Source organism: Bradyrhizobium sp. USDA 4451, assembly GCF_054822585.1.
This window is the reverse complement of the sequence record NZ_JBTRCH010000001.1, coordinates 233,943-249,978: the sequence shown is the minus strand read 5'-3', so window position 1 is coordinate 249,978 and position 16,036 is coordinate 233,943. Positions and strand designations below refer to the sequence as shown.

Sequence of the window (16,036 nt, the reverse complement as noted above, 5' to 3'; positions counted from 1 at the left end):
CAATCTATACGGATTTGCGTATATTGAACGCGGAGATTCACATGACGCAGCATATTGCTCGTACGGAAAAGCAACTCGGCGCCATTCTACGGCGGGCCCGCCGACAGGCCGGACTTACCCAGTCAGGCTTAGGAAAGCAGATCCATCTGCGTCAGGGCACCGTATCCCGACTGGAAGCGGGCGAGCCTGCCATTCAGCTCCACACCCTCATGGAGGCGCTGGCCGCGCTCAATCTTGAACTGGTGGTCCGTACCCGCAGCAAGGCCACCTCGACTGACATCGAGGACATTTTCTGATGGGCCGGCCTCCAGCAAACGCGCCCCTGAATGTGTTCGTCAACGCACGCCTGGCAGGCATGCTCCGGCGCGAGTCCAGCGGTGCGATCGACTTTCGTTACACTCCGCAATGGCTCTCCTGGGAATCGACCTTCCCAATCTCGCTATCGCTGCCCTTGCGCGAAGACCGCTATATCGGCGCACCTGTAATCGCCGTGTTTGACAACCTGTTGCCCGATAGCGAACAGATACGCAAACGAGTCGCGGAGCGGGTGGGGGCAAAAGGTACTGACGCCTACAGCATGCTCTCTGCACTCGGGCATGATTGCGTTGGTGCACTCCAGTTTCTTCCACAGCGTGTCGATCCTGGACCTGCCGGTACGATCGAAGGGAAGGCTGTCACCGACCGCGATGTCGCCGCCATCATCAAGAACCTTGCGAGCGCTCCACTTGGGATGGGGGAAGACGACGATTTCCGGATTTCCATCGCTGGTGCCCAGGAGAAGACCGCCCTGCTGCGGCGAGATGGCAAATGGTACAAGCCGACTGGTACCACGGCGACGACGCACATTCTCAAACCGCAAATCGGTCGTTTGCCGAACGGGATCGATCTCTCGAACAGCGTCGAGAACGAATATTTCTGCCTTAAGCTGCTGGCCGCGCTTGGCGTACCAACGGCGAACGTCGAGATCGCCGATTTTGGTGGTCGCCGCACGTTGATTGTCGAGCGCTTCGATAGGCGCTGGACCAATGATAAAAGGTTGCTGCGCCTTCCTCAGGAAGATTGCTGCCAGGCTCTATCCGTACCCACCACCCGGAAATATCAATCGGATGGCGGCCCCGGCATGAAAGACATCCTGCAACTGCTCAAGGGTAGCGATGAACCGACCGAAGACATCGCGACATTTTTGCGGGCCAGCATCGTGTTCTGGCTCATCGGCGCAACCGACGGGCACGCCAAGAATTTTAGCCTATTCCTGAGCCCCGGGGGGCGCTTCCGGCTCACGCCGCTTTATGATGTCTTGAGCGCGCAACCAAGCCTCGACGCCGAACAAATTCAGCGCAAAGCTTTTAAACTTGCAATGTCGGTCGGCAAGAATCGCCACTATGGAATGACTGATATTTTGCCGCGTCATTTCCTACAGACCGCCGAAATCTCCGGCGTTGGGCCGGCCGTAGTCCACGCAATCTTTGAGGATCTCGTCGAAAACTTCGAGGCAGCCTTTGCGAAAGTGATAAAGGACCTCCCCAAAGGCTTTCCCAAAGAATTGGCAGACTCGATAAGAGTCGCCGCTATTCGCCGCATCGGTCTTATAAACGACCGTTGACACTTTCTGCCTAAGGGGCTGCGTGCGAGCGGGCCAGCGCTGGCGGCACCAACACCGGCACCAGCAGGATGAAGATCGTCGGCGTCGGCATCAATGTCGACAGGCGATCATCGCGCCCATGATCGCCGTCGGCGGCGCCGGCGCCAGAATTGCCGGAACGCGATGATCGGCGCGCCGATGATGATCATGGTCACCAGCAACGCCAGCCCCGCGCGCTCCAGGGTGTTGCCGCTATGATGGCCCGATCGCTCCAGAGGAGCTCGATTCGGGCCGCACTTTAGATATTCAACGAACGGGCAGAGTCTCGCTATTACGGGCTCGGTTTCCGAACATCCAGGCCGACTTGCAAGCTGAAATCGGCGACATCTCCGATCACATCGCAGACCAGCTTAAGGCCGCAACCAGCCCGCCACCGTGCTAAGGCGCAAAACTCTAGTTCTGGGTGGTCCAAAGTTCGGTCTCGCTGCAAGCCCACTTGGCGCACCTAACCGCTGCTGGATCAAACTTCAGTGGCACGGTGAAGCAAGCATTTGCTTCTCGCAGAAAGCAAGCATGTCCATTTCCTTCCTTCAGCTTTTGTGAGCTTGTGGGTAAGCCTCGTCTCCTTTGTGGTCGGCGGCTTGTCGGCTCCTGGCTTCGGCCGCGTCAATTTGGCTCAGGTAGCGCGCCGCTCTCCTCCAACAGAGCACGCCGTCGCTCCATCTTCGCGTGCGTGAAGTTCCTGTTCGGGTTGTTCGCGGCCTTAAACTTGCTACCATCGATGGCGACGGCTGGCCGCCGCCAGAAGACCCGTTTTTTGGCAGAGTTCGACGAAGCTCGCAAACGCCTTGCGCAACGCCAGGCCGTCGTCCTTGCGGAAGTCCGCAATCGTCTGTGATCGGTGGCGAGCCGAACCAGCAGCCACATCACGTCGACATTGCGCCCGGCCTCTCGTTCCAGCCGCCGGCCCGACTGCACCCGGTCTAGATAGCCGTAAGGTAAAGCTTGATGAGCACCGGAGGGATGGTACGATGGCCAACCGCCGCCGGCTCCGCAACCTCAAAGCCTATCTCAGCCAAACCGAGCGCATCGACAAATACGTCGATCACGCGAACCGGGCTGCTCTCGTCAATCAAGTCGTCGAGGCACTCGGGACAGCAGCGTCCGGCTCCCACGATCTGCTTCTGCATGAACGCCGCACCAATTCCTTAAAGACTCACGGGGGAATCGTAACAGCAGCCCAGTGTTTTCGCTGCCAGGACGCGTTGCGGACATTAGCGAGTAAAAAAGCGAATCAGTAACGAAGCCTTAAGTTGGTACTACAGATGTAGTGAACTACACGTCGGGGGTTACCAACGTCATCGAAGGCGCTTTCGTGCGCGTCCAAGGACGTCGAACAAGACCGTGCTCACGATGATCTTCAACTCGCGTCGTCTCGAAGGGGACACCGCTGCCGAAACTCTGCCCGGTGTAAATTTGCCGACGGAATCAACGTCGCCAGACCGCAGACTCAATCCAACGCTGCCAGGCGCCTTCCGGCTCCAGGATTCGGCGCCAGCTCTTTAACCCACGATAAGTCGCACCGTGGATCGAAAGACGAGTAATCGCAAGTCAGTTCTTCATCGGGTTGTACGTTACGGGCTGTGAAAATTCGGCAATGATCCCCTTGATATGTGTTTGGCTGACTGCTGTGATTCATGAAACGGGCATTGTCAGCATTGTACTCTACAACACCATCATCAACATCGCGGTCTCTTGGATAGGCATGCTTGTCAAGTAAAGCTTGAAATGTTGGAGGTAAGGCTTCGTACTGTTGAGGCGTCACGGCAATGTCAACGATTGGATTATGAATCCAAACTAATGTGCCTTTAGGTAAAAAATTAGCAGAGAAAAGTCCGATGCCGCCAAAGCGGTCTGGCTTCAAAATGGTTTCAACAATCAACACTGAAATTCTCCAAAGGTGACTAACACCCAGCAAGCTAACTGACCTAAGTCCCGCAAATCTCCTCCAAGAATTGGGAGGGCTGTTTAATCGCGCCTCCGCCACAATTTCGATTTTTCTTCGATCTCTGTATTGTTTTCGGTGCTACTGCTGTCGGATCCCGGCTATTGCTGATCCCGAAGATACGGCACTGATAGACTCGATGCGGATCGACGACGCCGCACACGGCGTTGGCCAGAAGGAGCTACGCAAGGCCACGACCAGGATGCGCATCTGGGGGTGATGGACCACCAGGCCCGCCGTCATCAGTTGTCAACAGTTCAGTCGACCAGGGTTTCAATGGAACGCAGGAAGCAGCCTCTTTACTCCGAGGATGCTTCCTTTATTTCGGGGCTTGAGCAGGGCCTTACAAAGGGCAATGCCGCCAAACGTGCCGTCAAGAACACCGTAGGTATTTTCTTCGCAGCTTTGGCGGCCGGCTCTTCAATAATAAGAGGCGATAGCCGTTCGGCTGAACGAGGAGTCGCTGAGCGATGATGCGCGCAAGTTCATCGGGACGGGTAGCGCTCATCTACATCGCCCACAAAGGTCGCCAAGCTCGTAAGAGTCGCTGGAGCGAGCTATCGTCCATGAACAAGCCCGATACCAGAGCTATCTGGACGGGCTCCTAGCGTCGGGAGTGTCCGTCGGCGTCTCCATTCGTGGGGTGATGGATGAGCCGAACGTCATTGGGCCCTCCCGGGCCCCAAGAGGGCGGTGTAGCGCTCGCCACGAATGTCGTACTGTTTTTCCGGCTGCGCCGCGTCCGGCAAGAGGCCCCAGTGGCCGAGCTTCGAGAGCATCGTGCCCGGGGCGGGTTGGGTGCCGTGGGAAAAGCCCTCGGGAACGGCCCATGATGCAGCATAAATCTCGCGGACCGCGGGGGACGTCGTCTCAGTCCTGGAGGACGCCGGAGCGGCGGTTTCCGTCGACCGTCCAAGCTGCGCTTGCGAGGCCCGATTCGCCGGCTGCGCACTGGGGTGCGGAACGCCTTCCGGTCGAAAGCCGGGACGCATGGCAGCGCCTGGCGGATTGAGTGGGCTGCTTCGCCTCATCGTCGCCGCGGGCACGAACAGCGCGGTGTAGCGGTCAGTGTGAACCACGAAACTGTTGGGTCGGCTGTCCTGGCTCGGCGGGATGCTGCTACCGTCAAGCGCAGCCGACGCGTGCTGGTCGCCCTGCCGGAAGTTCAAGGGACGAACGACCGCTCCTAAATCCAGGGGCTGCTGATGGCGCGCGGTTGACGATGATGGGCCGGCGTCTTCCGCCATCGCCCACAGCTGATCCTGATCGTAACCTTCCTCAGCAAGGACCAATGGCGAACCGACCGCTGGCCCGAAAGGCGACGGTGCGCCGGTGCTTTCCATCAGCACACGAGCCATTGAATTGCCCGGCTCGCTCAGCTGGCGCTCAATAGCATCCAGTTCCGCATGGCTTAGCGTCCTCTGCCTCTTCGCAGGACTCAACTGCCCGCTGAAATCCTCACCCATGAGGGCCGCGTGACTTGAAAGGGAGGCGCTCCGCGTCCGTTCATTCGCAGCCGGCTGGTAACCGTCGCTCCAGTTGAAGTGACGAACGGCTTCTCCGGGATCCGACGCCTGGTGATCGCGCGCGGTTGGGTTGAGAGCCGGTGCTGGGATGGCTTCGCCCATCATCCCTCGCAGCGGATCCTGTTCGTGATGTTCCGCAGTCAGCTCCTTCGGCCAACTTAGAGCTTCTCGCGGCGCGCTGCGCTGCGCGGCGGCACCCCCGAGGCGTCTGGCAACTGCGTCTTCGGGATGAGGACCTTGGGCCCTATGGTGCACAAGTTCCAACGCCTCGGTGACTCTACGGTCTTCGTCGAACAAACGAGGATAGTAGTGATCTGGTGAAACAGGAACCCTTGCGACGGCACGGGTATCAAGCTGCTGCACTTCATCCAAGTACGGCTCAAACTCCGCTTGCTGCTGCTGCGGTTGTGGCTCCGCGGCGTTGTGAGCAGCGCGATCTTGGTTGAATGGGTTGATGCTGTTAAATGGGTCCATGTCACTTCCCGGTTGAGTCGGTCGCAATCCCGAGCAGATAGTGTCACTCTCTGTTCTCGCTCTATTAGGTTCAGCTGTCGACAAGCTGACGCACTTAGAGACTTAAGAGAGAGCCAAATTGGCCAGCCCGCTGCCACACTCACCAGAGGGACGCGCCAAGGATGCCGGATTGCATTTTTCGGGAACACTGGCTCGGCTGAGTAGGAGCCGGCACGAACAGGTTCTATTTTGAGTAGCATCATGGGACCTACAAAATCGTCCAAAATGAAGTGTGTACTGAGTTGGGATGTGCTCTGACGATGCCGACCGGATGGTGCCTAAACTGAGGCGGACCTGTTCGTTGAACGCCTGCTTTGCCGAGAAGGCCTGGACTCTGGCCGCAAAGGATGAATCGGATCCGGCAATCTTGGCACGTGTCGCGGTGCGGACAGTGCAGAAATTTCTGCATGCGACTGATGTGTGGGTGGACGTGATGTGCGACATGTTGCGTGTCGCCAGGAACGGGCTTGAATTATTGCACTCGCAAGGCGTCATCCATCGAACGGGCGAGTACCTGAAAATCGAGCAAAAGCGCTTTCCGGTCTTCAAGGCCCATCAGGGCGGTGCATGAGCGACTAAACCGTGACGAAGATTCGAAATTGATCAAATCGGCGCCTGAGGTTACCTAACAGGGGACAGCCAGATCGGTTCAGGAGCGATGCTGTAACTGCAAGCGGTCTCGCGGACGCTGCTGGGTACCGTTGAGCAGATCTGACCAGCGGCAGCATCTCGGGCGCGCGAGCGCTCGACAGCACCAAGCGAACAGTTTAGTGATGCCGATCACGACTAGGCAGACCGCTGCAATTGGTTGCCCGTCGGCTCGAGGTGGACGGGCTTTGGCTGCGCTGCTTCCGTATCAGCCCATTTCAGTAGCGTCAGTTCGGCTGAGAAGCCTGGCCCGAAGGCGCCTAAGATACCGTATGATCCAGCCGCTTGCTCCTCATGCGCTAGCACGTGTTCCAGCACGAATAGCACAGTTGCGCTCGACATATTTCCATGAAGTCGAAGTGTCTCATAGCTGGAAAAAAAGCTCTCAGAGGACCTGCCAAGGCCCCGCTCACAAACTTCCAACACTTTTCTTCCGCCAGGATGAAAGATAAAGCTCCTTACTTGGCTAGGAAGGACGCCAGCCTCCGCGAGCAACGAGCTCATTGCACGTGGCATCAATTCGCTAATCATCGATGGAATGCGCTCGGAGACCACGACTTCAAATCCCGAGTCGCCAAAATGCCAGCCCATTAGAGAAGTCGAGTCCGGGTGAAGCAAACTCGTACTTCTCACGATATCCAGCTTGCCAGTACCGCATTCAGCTGGCCCGATTAATAACGCGGCAGCGCCATCTCCAAAGAGGCTTGAGGCGACAACGTTCTTTGGCGTGAGATCATTCGGTTGGAATGTAAGGGAGGTCAGCTCCACCGCAACGAGGAGAATACGTTCGTTGGTTGCTCGGCAAAGGGCTCCTGCTAAATTAACTCCCGATGCTCCCCCAGCGCATCCGAGGCCAAAAATCGGTGTCCGTCCCACGTCTGGTCGCAACCCGACTTTGAAAATCAGGTCCACGTCGAGACTAGGAGTCGCTATCCCCGTCGTCGAGACGAACAAGACCCGATCGACTTGCTCGGGCTTAACCCGAGCCCGGTCGAGACAGAGCACGGTCGCTTTGCACGCGAGCTCCTTCGCCCAATCCAAATATACCTGGTTGGTTTCACTTATGCGATGCTCGCGGAGGAGCCATTCGGGCGTAACACAAAAGAACCGCTGATCGACCAGCGCATGATCGAATACGGTGAGATACCTCTTCAGCTTCTCCATTCTGGATACGAAGTGGTGACCCGCTAAAGCCTTGAGGTCGGTCTGAGAGAACCGAAACGGTGGCAAAGCCGTCCCAACAGCCAAAATTCTGGACATCAGTGCCTCTTATCGCTCGACATGGATTCACACCAAACAAGGACCCCCGCGACATCCTGCCGTTAGTGCACGTGGACCAAGCCGACGTTGATGTTCTGCCCAACGCGGGCAGTTCCTACTGAGCCGCTCGTTGGAAAGCCTGCGATTCCGGTTGTGCAAAAGCCGACAATCGGAGGGCCCATGAGCACGCAGTCGTACTCAGCGCTGACGGCCAAGTGGGAAGAAAAGAAGACTTTATGTCCACGCCTGCTGCACCGCCCTGTTGGCCGTCGCTGCCGTTGACGGGCGGCAGCGGAGTCGCAAGGTCGCAGGTCTGATATTTATTGATGACGACCGCAGTGGCGCCTGTTGCGTCCAGGAGGACATCATTCCAGGCGTCACCGAGCGGATCCTTAACGGGGTTGCGGGTAGCAATTTTGCGTTCATCCCGAAGGCCCGGCAGAATGAGTTTAGCGTTTGAGCCCTTGGGACTGGCGCAGTTGCCGTTCATCGCGATTCCAAACACCGAGTTGGCGATCTGCCAGCGGAAGCCGATTTCGCCGCCGAGCGGACTTCCTGTTGCACCAGGACACGTCAGGGCAGGAGGTGGCGCACGGACCACATCTTCGGCGTTGACGAATTCCCAGCATCGACAGCCATCGCCGCGATTGAGACCGACATCAGAACCGCTTCGCTCGCAGAGTCGCGCGGCCAGACCGGCGACAGCTGCGGCCAGCAAGACGATGGCTATCGTGCCCAGGAGCAACCGTTTCATTCTTCTCGACCCAATCCGGGGTCAACGTTCTTGAGAGGTTCACAGACCGGATGCATGCCATGTGGCTGTCTTCTTGATCAATTCATAGGGTTGGTAGGTGACTGGAAATAATGTATCCCCCTCTGCGAATGAATGGCTCGTCTTCTTATGTGCTGACTCATATGGGTTCGTCGCGGCAAGCCGTGTTGCCATCGTCGATAGGCCCGGCAGCCATCGGATACACTGACGGGATTTCGCGGCAGGTTGATATGTCGAACGAAATCGACTCGGTCGTCGACAAGTATTTTGGCGATGCCCACAACGAGCCGTGAGCCTGTCAGGAATCAGTTATCCGCAACGCCGCCGGAGCAGGTCCCTAGTGCAGGCCGCAAGGGCTCACAGTAAAGGCATTCCCATCCGTGTGAGGGCGCACCCAGGGAGGGTGATTGTTGTTCTTATTGGAGCTCAATTGATTGAGTTCGGCTCTTTAAAGGCCGACATTGCGGTTTAGCCGGCTTGACGCGTCATGGGTTGCTAGGTGATCCACTCGTCTAGTCGCGAGCGTCACTGCGAAGCTGCCGATAACCGTCATCTGCTATCCACTTTGCCCGAGCGAGATGGCTGTCAAAAGCGCGACGCGCCCGATCCCAGTCGTGAGCAGGGTCAACGTGAAGAACAACGCGCGCTACCTCGCGCCAATCTGCACCCTCAGCTTCAGCGTCAAGCAGCCGCCAGTATGTGGCCAAGTGCTCCTCGTCATAGACGGTCAGGCTCGCACCCGATGGTGCAATGTCATCGACGGTCAAATCGAGCAGCGGTTCCTGCACTGAAAGGTCTCCCGGGCAGTTTTAGGGGCAACGAAGGGATCGTCGCGAGCTTGGTGCGAAGTCGCAGTATCCTCCGATTGTGGAATAGTTTTGGTGATGCATGAGGCACATCAGGTGATGCGCTTTACGCAACGACATCTGAAACGCTTCACTGTTACGCCCCTATTGTCACTCCACTGAATGGCCGGTTTGGCATGCCATCGATCATGAGCTTGTGGATCATGTGATGATTCTCGAGGCTGGGGAAAACAACGAAAAGCGGAGTGAAACTGGTGGGCTAGGTATGGCGCCGTGTCGGCGCCGACCCGGCAGAAATGATCGTCGCAGCATTGCCGAGAACGACATGCGGTCAATTTTGCTCAAGTTGATGGAAATACTGGTGGGCGATCGCAAAGCGAACGCGATACTTGCGGGCAGTGCCGAGAGGTTCGCGAGCGCGTGAGCTATCAAATTTGCGCCCGGCAGATCGGCGCGATTGTTTTGCCATCATGGCTCTCAATCCTGGTCTGAAATCTGGTGGTGCAAAGGGCCGCCGCGAGTCTGTCGCGGCTGGTGCGCTGCGCGCAGGCTGCTACAGCAATGCGAAGGAGATGCGACCGCTCTGAAGAGCGAACGGATCTCCGTGGTCAGAGCGGCCGCCGTCGCATCGCGACCAGTCAGGGGCTGCATGGTGCTCAGTCGCGTTGATCCGTTCAGGCTCGGCAACTCGCCGTACGGGACAGATCGCTGGATGTGCGATCGTGCATTGGATCGTGATTGCACCAATTCAAGTGAGTTGACGTCTAGCGCAACGTACGAAACACGCGTTAGCCTGCGGGCATGGCGCGTAGAACTGCAACATATTAAGGAATTCACTTGCTGAGCGCATGCGCGTTTGTCCGCTTCGTACGGAGTGACGAGTATATGAAAGCGCTTGGAATTGAAAGCGCCACCATTTAGTCTGGCCCCAACTTCCTTGTAGGCCGCCCGATGCTGATCTGTGATGTTACGTGTCGATGCGGTGCCGCATACGAACGCGCGGAATCGGAGCGGTACAAGTGCCTGTCGCGAGCCGACAACTATCGATGCGACTGCTGCGGGTCGCCGTTGGAAAGGCACGAACCGGAATTTCTTATCGCATATCGGCGTGCCTTTACTCCATCCGCCCATTCCCTCTGCCAGAGCAAAACGAGCTCAACCTAGCCTGCTTTAGAGGACAAGCGCGAAGGCCGAGCTACGCGACCATTCAGAGATGAGAGAAGAGCGCATTAACCCGCTGCGCAATGCCAATTGCCCAATTTCCAATGTGATCGGTGTGACCCGGTGCGGTACTCAACTATATCCTGATGATTGGGACAAGCAGGTGTAACGTCGTTCACAGCGACGAAGAAGCGATCCCTTCCGCCCATACAGCAACGTTGTTAGGCTGACGATTTTCAGACTTGCGATCAGGCCGACTGAATATTTCAGCGCAGTTACGAAATTAGTTGCCAGCCAATTGTAGTAGCTAAAACCATCCCCCGTACCTCAGTCTCATCTCGTCAGCACGACCGGCCGCCGATTGTCCAGTCTTATCGGGCAAGCCGATATCGGTTCGTAGCCATGGCCGTGAGGGATACTGCTCGAACCTGCGCGGCCTGAGGAAGGCGGCGCGGTACAGCCAAGCGACCATCAACGCGGCGACCCGGTTGCCCCGTCTTGTGCGTGCCTTACGCGCGCAACCGCCGTTCCTCGCTCCTGACAAACCATCCTGAGGTACTGTGCCATCTCTGAGGAAAATGCCTTCTCGTTGCCTATAGCTCCGTTCAACCATCATCCAGCCTTGTCCGGTACATCTCGCCACGCGGATCAGCCTGACCGAGAACCGTCAATTTAGCGAATGTTCTGATCCCGATTCGTGCGATGAGCGGCTCGTCGACGGTTAAATCCTGCGTCCAGCTGCTGTTCCTTGAGGGAGCTGGTTAGCTACCCTCGCTGAACGTGAGGACAGAAGGCGATTATCGGTTCGCCCAGAAACTTGGACGCCGTAGTGACGATCGGGGACGAACTGCATTTGTTCGAGTGCGTATCGAGCGGTCGGCCCTTCAATTACGAGATCGCGAAACCGCAACGATTTCAGAGGGGGAATCGTCGAGGTGACAAGAAGTCACTCAAGCACTGCACTTGGCGGAGTTCTTCCGCGCGGTCGGCACTAACTCTGACTTCGGGCATATCCGTCGTTTCGTTGCATTCGTGGTCTCGCCGTTCGAGGAGTGGATCTGGGTTGTCTCCGACCGTATGTGGGAGGAGGAGTTCCATCAACGGCGCATCCTAAGCGCCGGAGAAGCAATCAAAGATGCTCGAGGATCGACGGTTACCGTCACCGACGACTGACGGCGCTCAGGGTTGAGCCGCAGGTTTTCACGCAACCAACCACTGCAGGGGCTTGAATCGTGCGTCGCGTCATATTGTACAGTCTCAACTCGTTGTTTGCGGCCGGGCTCGGAACGGCTCCATGCGACAAGAACGCCGCGCATAAGAGTACGACTTACCATGCATAACCGGACTATCAGCTCGTCGAGTCTCGAATCGCTCTCGTGTGCAACGGAGGCTAATGAAATCGATCAACCTCTAAACAGTACCGCGCAACCTGTTACAGATGCCCCCAGGTTCGTAGACGTGCTTGCAGGCATTCAGTCGACGCCGAATCCGAACGCAGTTCGTCTGCGGCGGCAGCACCGTCGTACTTCCTCGCTCACCGACCTCCTGTCATCGAGATCACACGGTCTCAATTCAAGAAAAAAATGAGGGAGTTTCATGGCGCTGAAATCAAACATATCGCCGCGAATTCACAAGAGTACTCGCCTTTCGTATCCTCAAAAGCTGCGCGCACAGCGAGTCTGGCTGAAGGTTCCGGTACAGCGAGAAGACATACACACGACGCGCGATATTTCAGCTATGAGTTAGGCAACGAAAGCGTTGGGCTTCTAAGAACAGAAGCCGGATTTTGCATGAATGAGGTATTCGAAGGCGAAAAGTGGCGGGACCTGTTTCCCGGGCGAACTGAAATCACATCCACCACAGCTCTTCGGGTTAGTCATCCGCTTGTCGACAACGCGGGGGATATTCTGCTGGAATATCAACTTCGGCTCGATGGCGAGCGACCATTGATCAATTCCACTCCGGTCAGTCTGGAAGCGCAATCCCGCCTCGCGGCGATGGGGTTTGTTGAGGTGGACGAAGCCAATATGGTGCTTGATCCTGCCCAGCGTCCCGATAAGTGGACTAGGAATGCTGACGGTAAATGGCAGCGTGCAAATAAACCCGAACTGTACCTTTCTAAAGCACGGGACACCAGCGATAGCGATGACGAGAGTGTTGCAAGTATCTCGACCGAGTCGTGCGACGATGACGTCGAAGTGGATGAACTCACTCGCGCGCTCGACAGACTCCTTGCCCAACAATAGACAGTTCGCCCGATGTTCCGGCAGCAACCATTCTGCCTTTCCAGGTGGCATGTCATAGACCCTTCGCTGAGGGTCATTGGCTTCTTGCGATCCTTGAGGAAAGAAAGCCCGCCAAGCCTATGGGCGCGGCCGTTAATGTCCTCACGCGCAGGCTCAACTGGCGATCGGACGGTTCCTAGGAACTGCTCAACGGCGCGGTCTAGCGGCACTGGACCTTCCGCAACGATAGTCCGCCCGCAGTCGCCATCGGTACTGCGTGGCATCTTCGCGAGGGACGCGTGTTGATTGGGCAGGCCGCCTCATGTTCTATTCACGCGACGCATCGCGCCAAGCCTTTCGCGCGGAGGTCTCCGATGTTTACGGGATAACAGCCGGTCGGTTTGCTCCCGTCGATCTCCGACCCCACCACAAGGTTCTGCAGCAGGCCGCGGGCGGCGATGCTGGCCGCGAGCGCCTCAATATCGGCCTCGGTGTGCGGCATCTTCCGCGCGTTCTTCGGCGATTTCTTGAGCTTATTGAGCAGGCACCAACAATTCAGCGCCAATCTTCGGCATATCGAAGCGGGAGCGCGATCGACGTTGGTGAGTAGCCGGGGCGGAGCAAAGGCGACTCAATGAAAAGCGAGATTGGCGTTGGAGCTTCTAAGAAGATCAGATCCGCGGCGTTGACCATGTCCCAGCATCGATGCGCTGAACCGCCGCCGGCATTCGATGCCGACGTAGAAGCCGGTCCAATCAAGGAGCGGAACGAAAACCACGCGGATGACGGTAACCGAAGCGCTTTTCATCATGTGAGGGCTGGCGGCGAGGGTTCGCGTCCGCAGTCGATATTTACCTAGACGACAACATCGATATTGACGCGGCTGTGGACAGGCCTGAGTGCAGGGATCGGGACCTGACCATGTCGGAAAATCGCCAAAGCCAACACAAAAGCACAGCGAACCCGCTACTATCGGCTGGCACGAAGAATGCAGGTTCTTGGACGTGCCTGGAGGACCTCCCTCCCTCAGGCATGGCTACCATCGCAAGTTGAGGCCGTGGCTGGCCACTGAGGTTAGCGGCGCGTGACATGAGGAAAGGACGGTGTCTGCTCCGCCGATACCGACGGGCGCGTCGTCACGTCGCCGCTAACTTTCAGTGCTGAGGACAGCGTAGTCGCGGTCCCCTTAGGATTGAGCCCGCCAGAGAGAACAGGTAGATCCGGGCCGACCAGAAGGTGCGAAGCCGAGGGATCCTTTAACTCAAGTAGCCTCAAGCGTTTCATCCTCGCTGTCGGTTTGAAGAATGGTTTGCGATAGGAGCACGGCCGCTCTTTGGAGTGGGGGAATGAACCGGTCAAGCTCTGCGAAGCTGACTCGCGCCGCGGGCACCGAGACGCCAAGACAGGCTATCAGCTCCCGGTCCGGAGAAACGATAGGGACCGCACAGCCGACCACGCCTTTCACGTATTCCTCATTGGTCTTGGCCCATCCATGATGGCGCGTCTCCTCGAGAATTTTCAGAAGCGTCTCGCAATCCACGATGGTGTTATCAGTGTACTGGGTCAGAGCGAGTGAGCGGCATAACTTTTCGCGCGGCCTCTTGGGCAGTCGGCTCATGTAGATCTTTCCCGTCGAGGTGCAGTGAAGTGGAGCCGCCTCGCCGGGATTGAATTGAAGCCCCTGTGGTTGGGACACGCGTACGCTGTCAACGTAAGTGACGAGATTGTCGCGCACGACACCGATCTCGCACTGTTCGCCGATCTCGCCAGCAACCGCGCGCAGCACCGCATGGCGTCGCGCCGTGCGAAAAGCCGCGCCGATGACTCTGGCGGACAGCATCACCAACTGATTGCCTACCACGTAGCGCTTCGATCCAAGCGCTTTCTGAAGAAGGCCGCGTTCTTCCAGGTTTCCGACAAGTCGATGCGCCGTCGGAACGGGTAACGAAAGGGCGCTCGCGATCTCAACGACCGAGACGGCCTTTGTCTGGTGAGCGACATGGCCAACTATCGCGAAAGCTCGGTCGAGGGGCCCAGCAGTCCTTTTTTGGTCGGCCATCCTAATCTCCCTGATCGAAGAAAATTATCATTTTTCGGAACTATTGCTACTGAAATATGAAAAGTCACCTGGATCAGGCTTAGGTTTGCTCATATCGTTGGCGTCGTCGGTCGTTGATCGGTTTTTGTGCAATGCACAGGCTCGGTATGGCGATCAAGCCCAGCAAATTTGGCAATACGGGCGAAGCGTTTTGAAGGGGAGTGGGAATGTCTCGTCATTACGACGTGGAAGCTGTCCGCAAGGAGTTCCCTGCAGCCGAAAGGATGGTCTACCTCGACTCCGGTTTTCAGGCGCCGCTCGCGCGTCCCGTAATGGCCGCCATCGAAACCTTTCTTCGTGAAGGCTTGGAGAGCGCCGGGCCGAAAGGCGTGTGGCTCGACCGGGTTGAGCAAACGCGTGCCAAAGTAGCCCGTTTCCTTGGGGTGTCGGCCGACGAAATTGCCTTTACCAAGAACACATCGGAAAGCATGAACATCGCGGCGAACGCGTTGCCTCTGCGAGCCGGCAATAGCGTTTTGATGATCCATGGCGATCATCCAAACAACACCTATGCTTTCCTCAATTTGAAGAAGAAGGGGGTCCGGATCGACTTCCTTCCCATGACGAATGTCGTAAACGCCGAGGCTTTTCTTCCTTACATCGACGATACGACTCGCGCGATTTCGCTGTCGCACGTGACCTTCCACGCAGGACATCGCTTCGATATCGAGAGTATCGGCACTCTTTGCGCGGATAAGAAGCTCTACTTCGTTGTCGACGTCACGCAGGCAATCGGGGTCGTTCCGATCGATGTGAAGGCCATCCAGGCAACCTTCGTGGGCTGTGGAAGTCACAAGGGATTGCTCGTCCCTCAAGGTCTCGGATTGCTCTATTGGGACCAAACTCTGAAGGAGCTGGAGCCCGCCTATCTTGCCGCTGCCAGTTTGGCGGAAATTCCTGACGACCTTATCGCTCGTCCCGATCGTTTGGCGTCGTCTCCCACCGCGCGACGCTTCGAGTTAGGCAATTTCAACCTTCCTGCAATTCATGCGCTCGGAGCCTCGCTCGACATGATCGAGCAGATCGGGGTGAAGAACATTCAGAACCATTGCTTCGATTTAGGTGATCATCTGCTCGCCCAGCTGGACGAACTCGGCGTCAGTCTCATCGGTCCGCGTCAGCGGCAACATCGGTCGCCTCACATCTACGTCATCGGTCTTCCTGCGACAGAATGGCTCAGCTACTTCGAAGAGAATGGCGTGCGTGTTTCCCCAGAGCGCGACGGCATCCGTATATCGTTCGGCATGTTCAACACGATCGACGATGTGGATCGCTTAGTGCATCTTATCCGCGGACGGCTGTCACAAAAGTCATTCAAGGCTGCGTAGGTTTAGGCATGGGAGCAGCTCGAGAAAAAGCGCTCGAGGCGGACGGCCTGATCGAGCCAAAGCGAAGATCATGGCTTTGCGCTTGCCGATACGCTGAAGGAGAAGATCGTGC

At 57.2% G+C, this 16,036-nt stretch carries 14 protein-coding genes and 2 pseudogenes; 6 read left to right on the top strand and 10 right to left on the bottom strand.

Going from position 1 to position 16,036, the window contains the following annotated elements:
• The first annotated feature begins 41 nt into the window (after window positions 1-41).
• Together ACVMB0_RS01055 and ACVMB0_RS01050 are read left to right on the top strand one after the other, a co-directional pair.
• Window positions 42-296, top strand: coding sequence for a helix-turn-helix domain-containing protein (locus tag ACVMB0_RS01055; RefSeq protein ID WP_050399954.1), 255 nt, complete (start codon window positions 42-44; stop codon window positions 294-296).
• The gene (locus ACVMB0_RS01050) at window positions 296-1,603 is read left to right on the top strand and encodes a type II toxin-antitoxin system HipA family toxin (RefSeq protein WP_461345009.1); all 1,308 of its coding nucleotides are present in this window, start codon (window positions 296-298) and stop codon (window positions 1,601-1,603) included. The genes ACVMB0_RS01055 and ACVMB0_RS01050 overlap by 1 nt, the downstream gene beginning before the upstream one ends.
• A gap of 645 nt (window positions 1,604-2,248) precedes the next feature.
• On the opposite strand, the pseudogene ACVMB0_RS01045 reads toward ACVMB0_RS01050, so the two are convergent.
• The 4 genes and pseudogenes from ACVMB0_RS01045 to ACVMB0_RS01030 all read right to left on the bottom strand — a co-directional run.
• Window positions 2,249-2,563, bottom strand: a pseudogene (locus tag ACVMB0_RS01045) (transposase); the annotation flags it as partial.
• A 2-nt stretch (window positions 2,564-2,565) separates the two neighbouring features.
• Window positions 2,566-2,772 carry a hypothetical protein gene (locus ACVMB0_RS01040; protein ID WP_461345008.1) on the bottom strand — a complete coding sequence of 69 codons (207 nt, stop codon included), beginning with the start codon at window positions 2,770-2,772 and terminating at the stop codon, window positions 2,566-2,568.
• A 320-nt stretch (window positions 2,773-3,092) separates the two neighbouring features.
• Window positions 3,093-3,527, bottom strand: coding sequence for an SET domain-containing protein (locus tag ACVMB0_RS01035; RefSeq protein ID WP_461317432.1), 435 nt, complete (start codon window positions 3,525-3,527; stop codon window positions 3,093-3,095).
• Window positions 3,528-4,249: 722 nt separating this feature from the next.
• Window positions 4,250-5,587, bottom strand: coding sequence for a hypothetical protein (locus tag ACVMB0_RS01030; protein WP_461345007.1), 1,338 nt, complete (start codon window positions 5,585-5,587; stop codon window positions 4,250-4,252).
• Between the two features lie 340 nt (window positions 5,588-5,927).
• On the opposite strand from ACVMB0_RS01030, the gene ACVMB0_RS01025 reads away from it, so the two are divergent.
• Window positions 5,928-6,197, top strand: a complete 270-nt coding sequence (locus ACVMB0_RS01025) for a hypothetical protein (protein ID WP_461345006.1) — start codon at window positions 5,928-5,930, stop codon at window positions 6,195-6,197.
• A gap of 215 nt (window positions 6,198-6,412) precedes the next feature.
• Here the strand turns inward: ACVMB0_RS01025 and ACVMB0_RS01020 are convergent, their stop codons facing one another.
• From ACVMB0_RS01020 to ACVMB0_RS01005, 4 genes are all read right to left on the bottom strand, one after another.
• Window positions 6,413-7,534, bottom strand: a complete 1,122-nt coding sequence (locus ACVMB0_RS01020) for a type III polyketide synthase (RefSeq protein ID WP_461345005.1) — start codon at window positions 7,532-7,534, stop codon at window positions 6,413-6,415.
• Window positions 7,535-7,649: 115 nt separating this feature from the next.
• Window positions 7,650-8,288 carry a hypothetical protein gene (locus tag ACVMB0_RS01015; RefSeq protein WP_461345004.1) on the bottom strand — a complete coding sequence of 213 codons (639 nt, stop codon included), beginning with the start codon at window positions 8,286-8,288 and terminating at the stop codon, window positions 7,650-7,652.
• A 530-nt stretch (window positions 8,289-8,818) separates the two neighbouring features.
• Window positions 8,819-9,094, bottom strand: a complete 276-nt coding sequence (locus tag ACVMB0_RS01010) for a DNA -binding domain-containing protein (RefSeq protein WP_456709175.1) — start codon at window positions 9,092-9,094, stop codon at window positions 8,819-8,821.
• Window positions 9,095-9,443: 349 nt separating this feature from the next.
• Window positions 9,444-9,584 carry a hypothetical protein gene (locus ACVMB0_RS01005; RefSeq protein ID WP_461345003.1) on the bottom strand — a complete coding sequence of 47 codons (141 nt, stop codon included), beginning with the start codon at window positions 9,582-9,584 and terminating at the stop codon, window positions 9,444-9,446.
• Between the two features lie 1,652 nt (window positions 9,585-11,236).
• Here ACVMB0_RS01005 and ACVMB0_RS01000 point away from each other — a divergent pair.
• Window positions 11,237-11,446, top strand: coding sequence for a hypothetical protein (locus ACVMB0_RS01000; RefSeq protein WP_461345002.1), 210 nt, complete (start codon window positions 11,237-11,239; stop codon window positions 11,444-11,446).
• 617 nt (window positions 11,447-12,063) lie between these two features.
• Window positions 12,064-12,519: a hypothetical protein gene (locus ACVMB0_RS00995; protein ID WP_456709176.1), complete on the top strand. Its 456-nt coding sequence runs from the start codon at window positions 12,064-12,066 to the stop codon at window positions 12,517-12,519.
• A gap of 340 nt (window positions 12,520-12,859) precedes the next feature.
• Here the strand turns inward: ACVMB0_RS00995 and ACVMB0_RS00990 are convergent.
• Window positions 12,860-13,075, bottom strand: a pseudogene (locus ACVMB0_RS00990) (hypothetical protein); the annotation flags it as partial.
• A gap of 684 nt (window positions 13,076-13,759) precedes the next feature.
• Window positions 13,760-14,557, bottom strand: coding sequence for an IclR family transcriptional regulator (locus ACVMB0_RS00985; protein ID WP_461345001.1), 798 nt, complete (start codon window positions 14,555-14,557; stop codon window positions 13,760-13,762).
• Window positions 14,558-14,763: 206 nt separating this feature from the next.
• On the opposite strand from ACVMB0_RS00985, the gene ACVMB0_RS00980 reads away from it, so the two are divergent.
• On the top strand, window positions 14,764-15,924 hold the full coding sequence (locus tag ACVMB0_RS00980; protein WP_461345000.1) for an aminotransferase class V-fold PLP-dependent enzyme: 1,161 nt from the start codon (window positions 14,764-14,766) through the stop codon (window positions 15,922-15,924).
• Window positions 15,925-16,036: the final 112 nt, after the last annotated feature.

What these genes read in the sequence shown, in the direction of transcription:
- ACVMB0_RS00995 (WP_456709176.1), top strand. Translation starts at nt 12,064, where the DNA reads ATGAATGAGGTATTCGAAGGCGAAAAGTGGCGGGACCTGTTTCCCGGG.
- ACVMB0_RS01055 (WP_050399954.1), top strand. Translation starts at nt 42, where the DNA reads ATGACGCAGCATATTGCTCGTACGGAAAAGCAACTCGGCGCCATTCTA.
- ACVMB0_RS01020 (WP_461345005.1), bottom strand. Translation starts at nt 7,534, where the DNA reads ATGTCCAGAATTTTGGCTGTTGGGACGGCTTTGCCACCGTTTCGGTTC.
- ACVMB0_RS00980 (WP_461345000.1), top strand. Translation starts at nt 14,764, where the DNA reads ATGTCTCGTCATTACGACGTGGAAGCTGTCCGCAAGGAGTTCCCTGCA.
- ACVMB0_RS01005 (WP_461345003.1), bottom strand. Translation starts at nt 9,584, where the DNA reads ATGATGGCAAAACAATCGCGCCGATCTGCCGGGCGCAAATTTGATAGC.
- ACVMB0_RS01015 (WP_461345004.1), bottom strand. Translation starts at nt 8,288, where the DNA reads ATGAAACGGTTGCTCCTGGGCACGATAGCCATCGTCTTGCTGGCCGCA.
- ACVMB0_RS00985 (WP_461345001.1), bottom strand. Translation starts at nt 14,557, where the DNA reads ATGGCCGACCAAAAAAGGACTGCTGGGCCCCTCGACCGAGCTTTCGCG.
- ACVMB0_RS01030 (WP_461345007.1), bottom strand. Translation starts at nt 5,587, where the DNA reads ATGGACCCATTTAACAGCATCAACCCATTCAACCAAGATCGCGCTGCT.
- ACVMB0_RS01040 (WP_461345008.1), bottom strand. Translation starts at nt 2,772, where the DNA reads ATGCAGAAGCAGATCGTGGGAGCCGGACGCTGCTGTCCCGAGTGCCTC.
- ACVMB0_RS01050 (WP_461345009.1), top strand. Translation starts at nt 296, where the DNA reads ATGGGCCGGCCTCCAGCAAACGCGCCCCTGAATGTGTTCGTCAACGCA.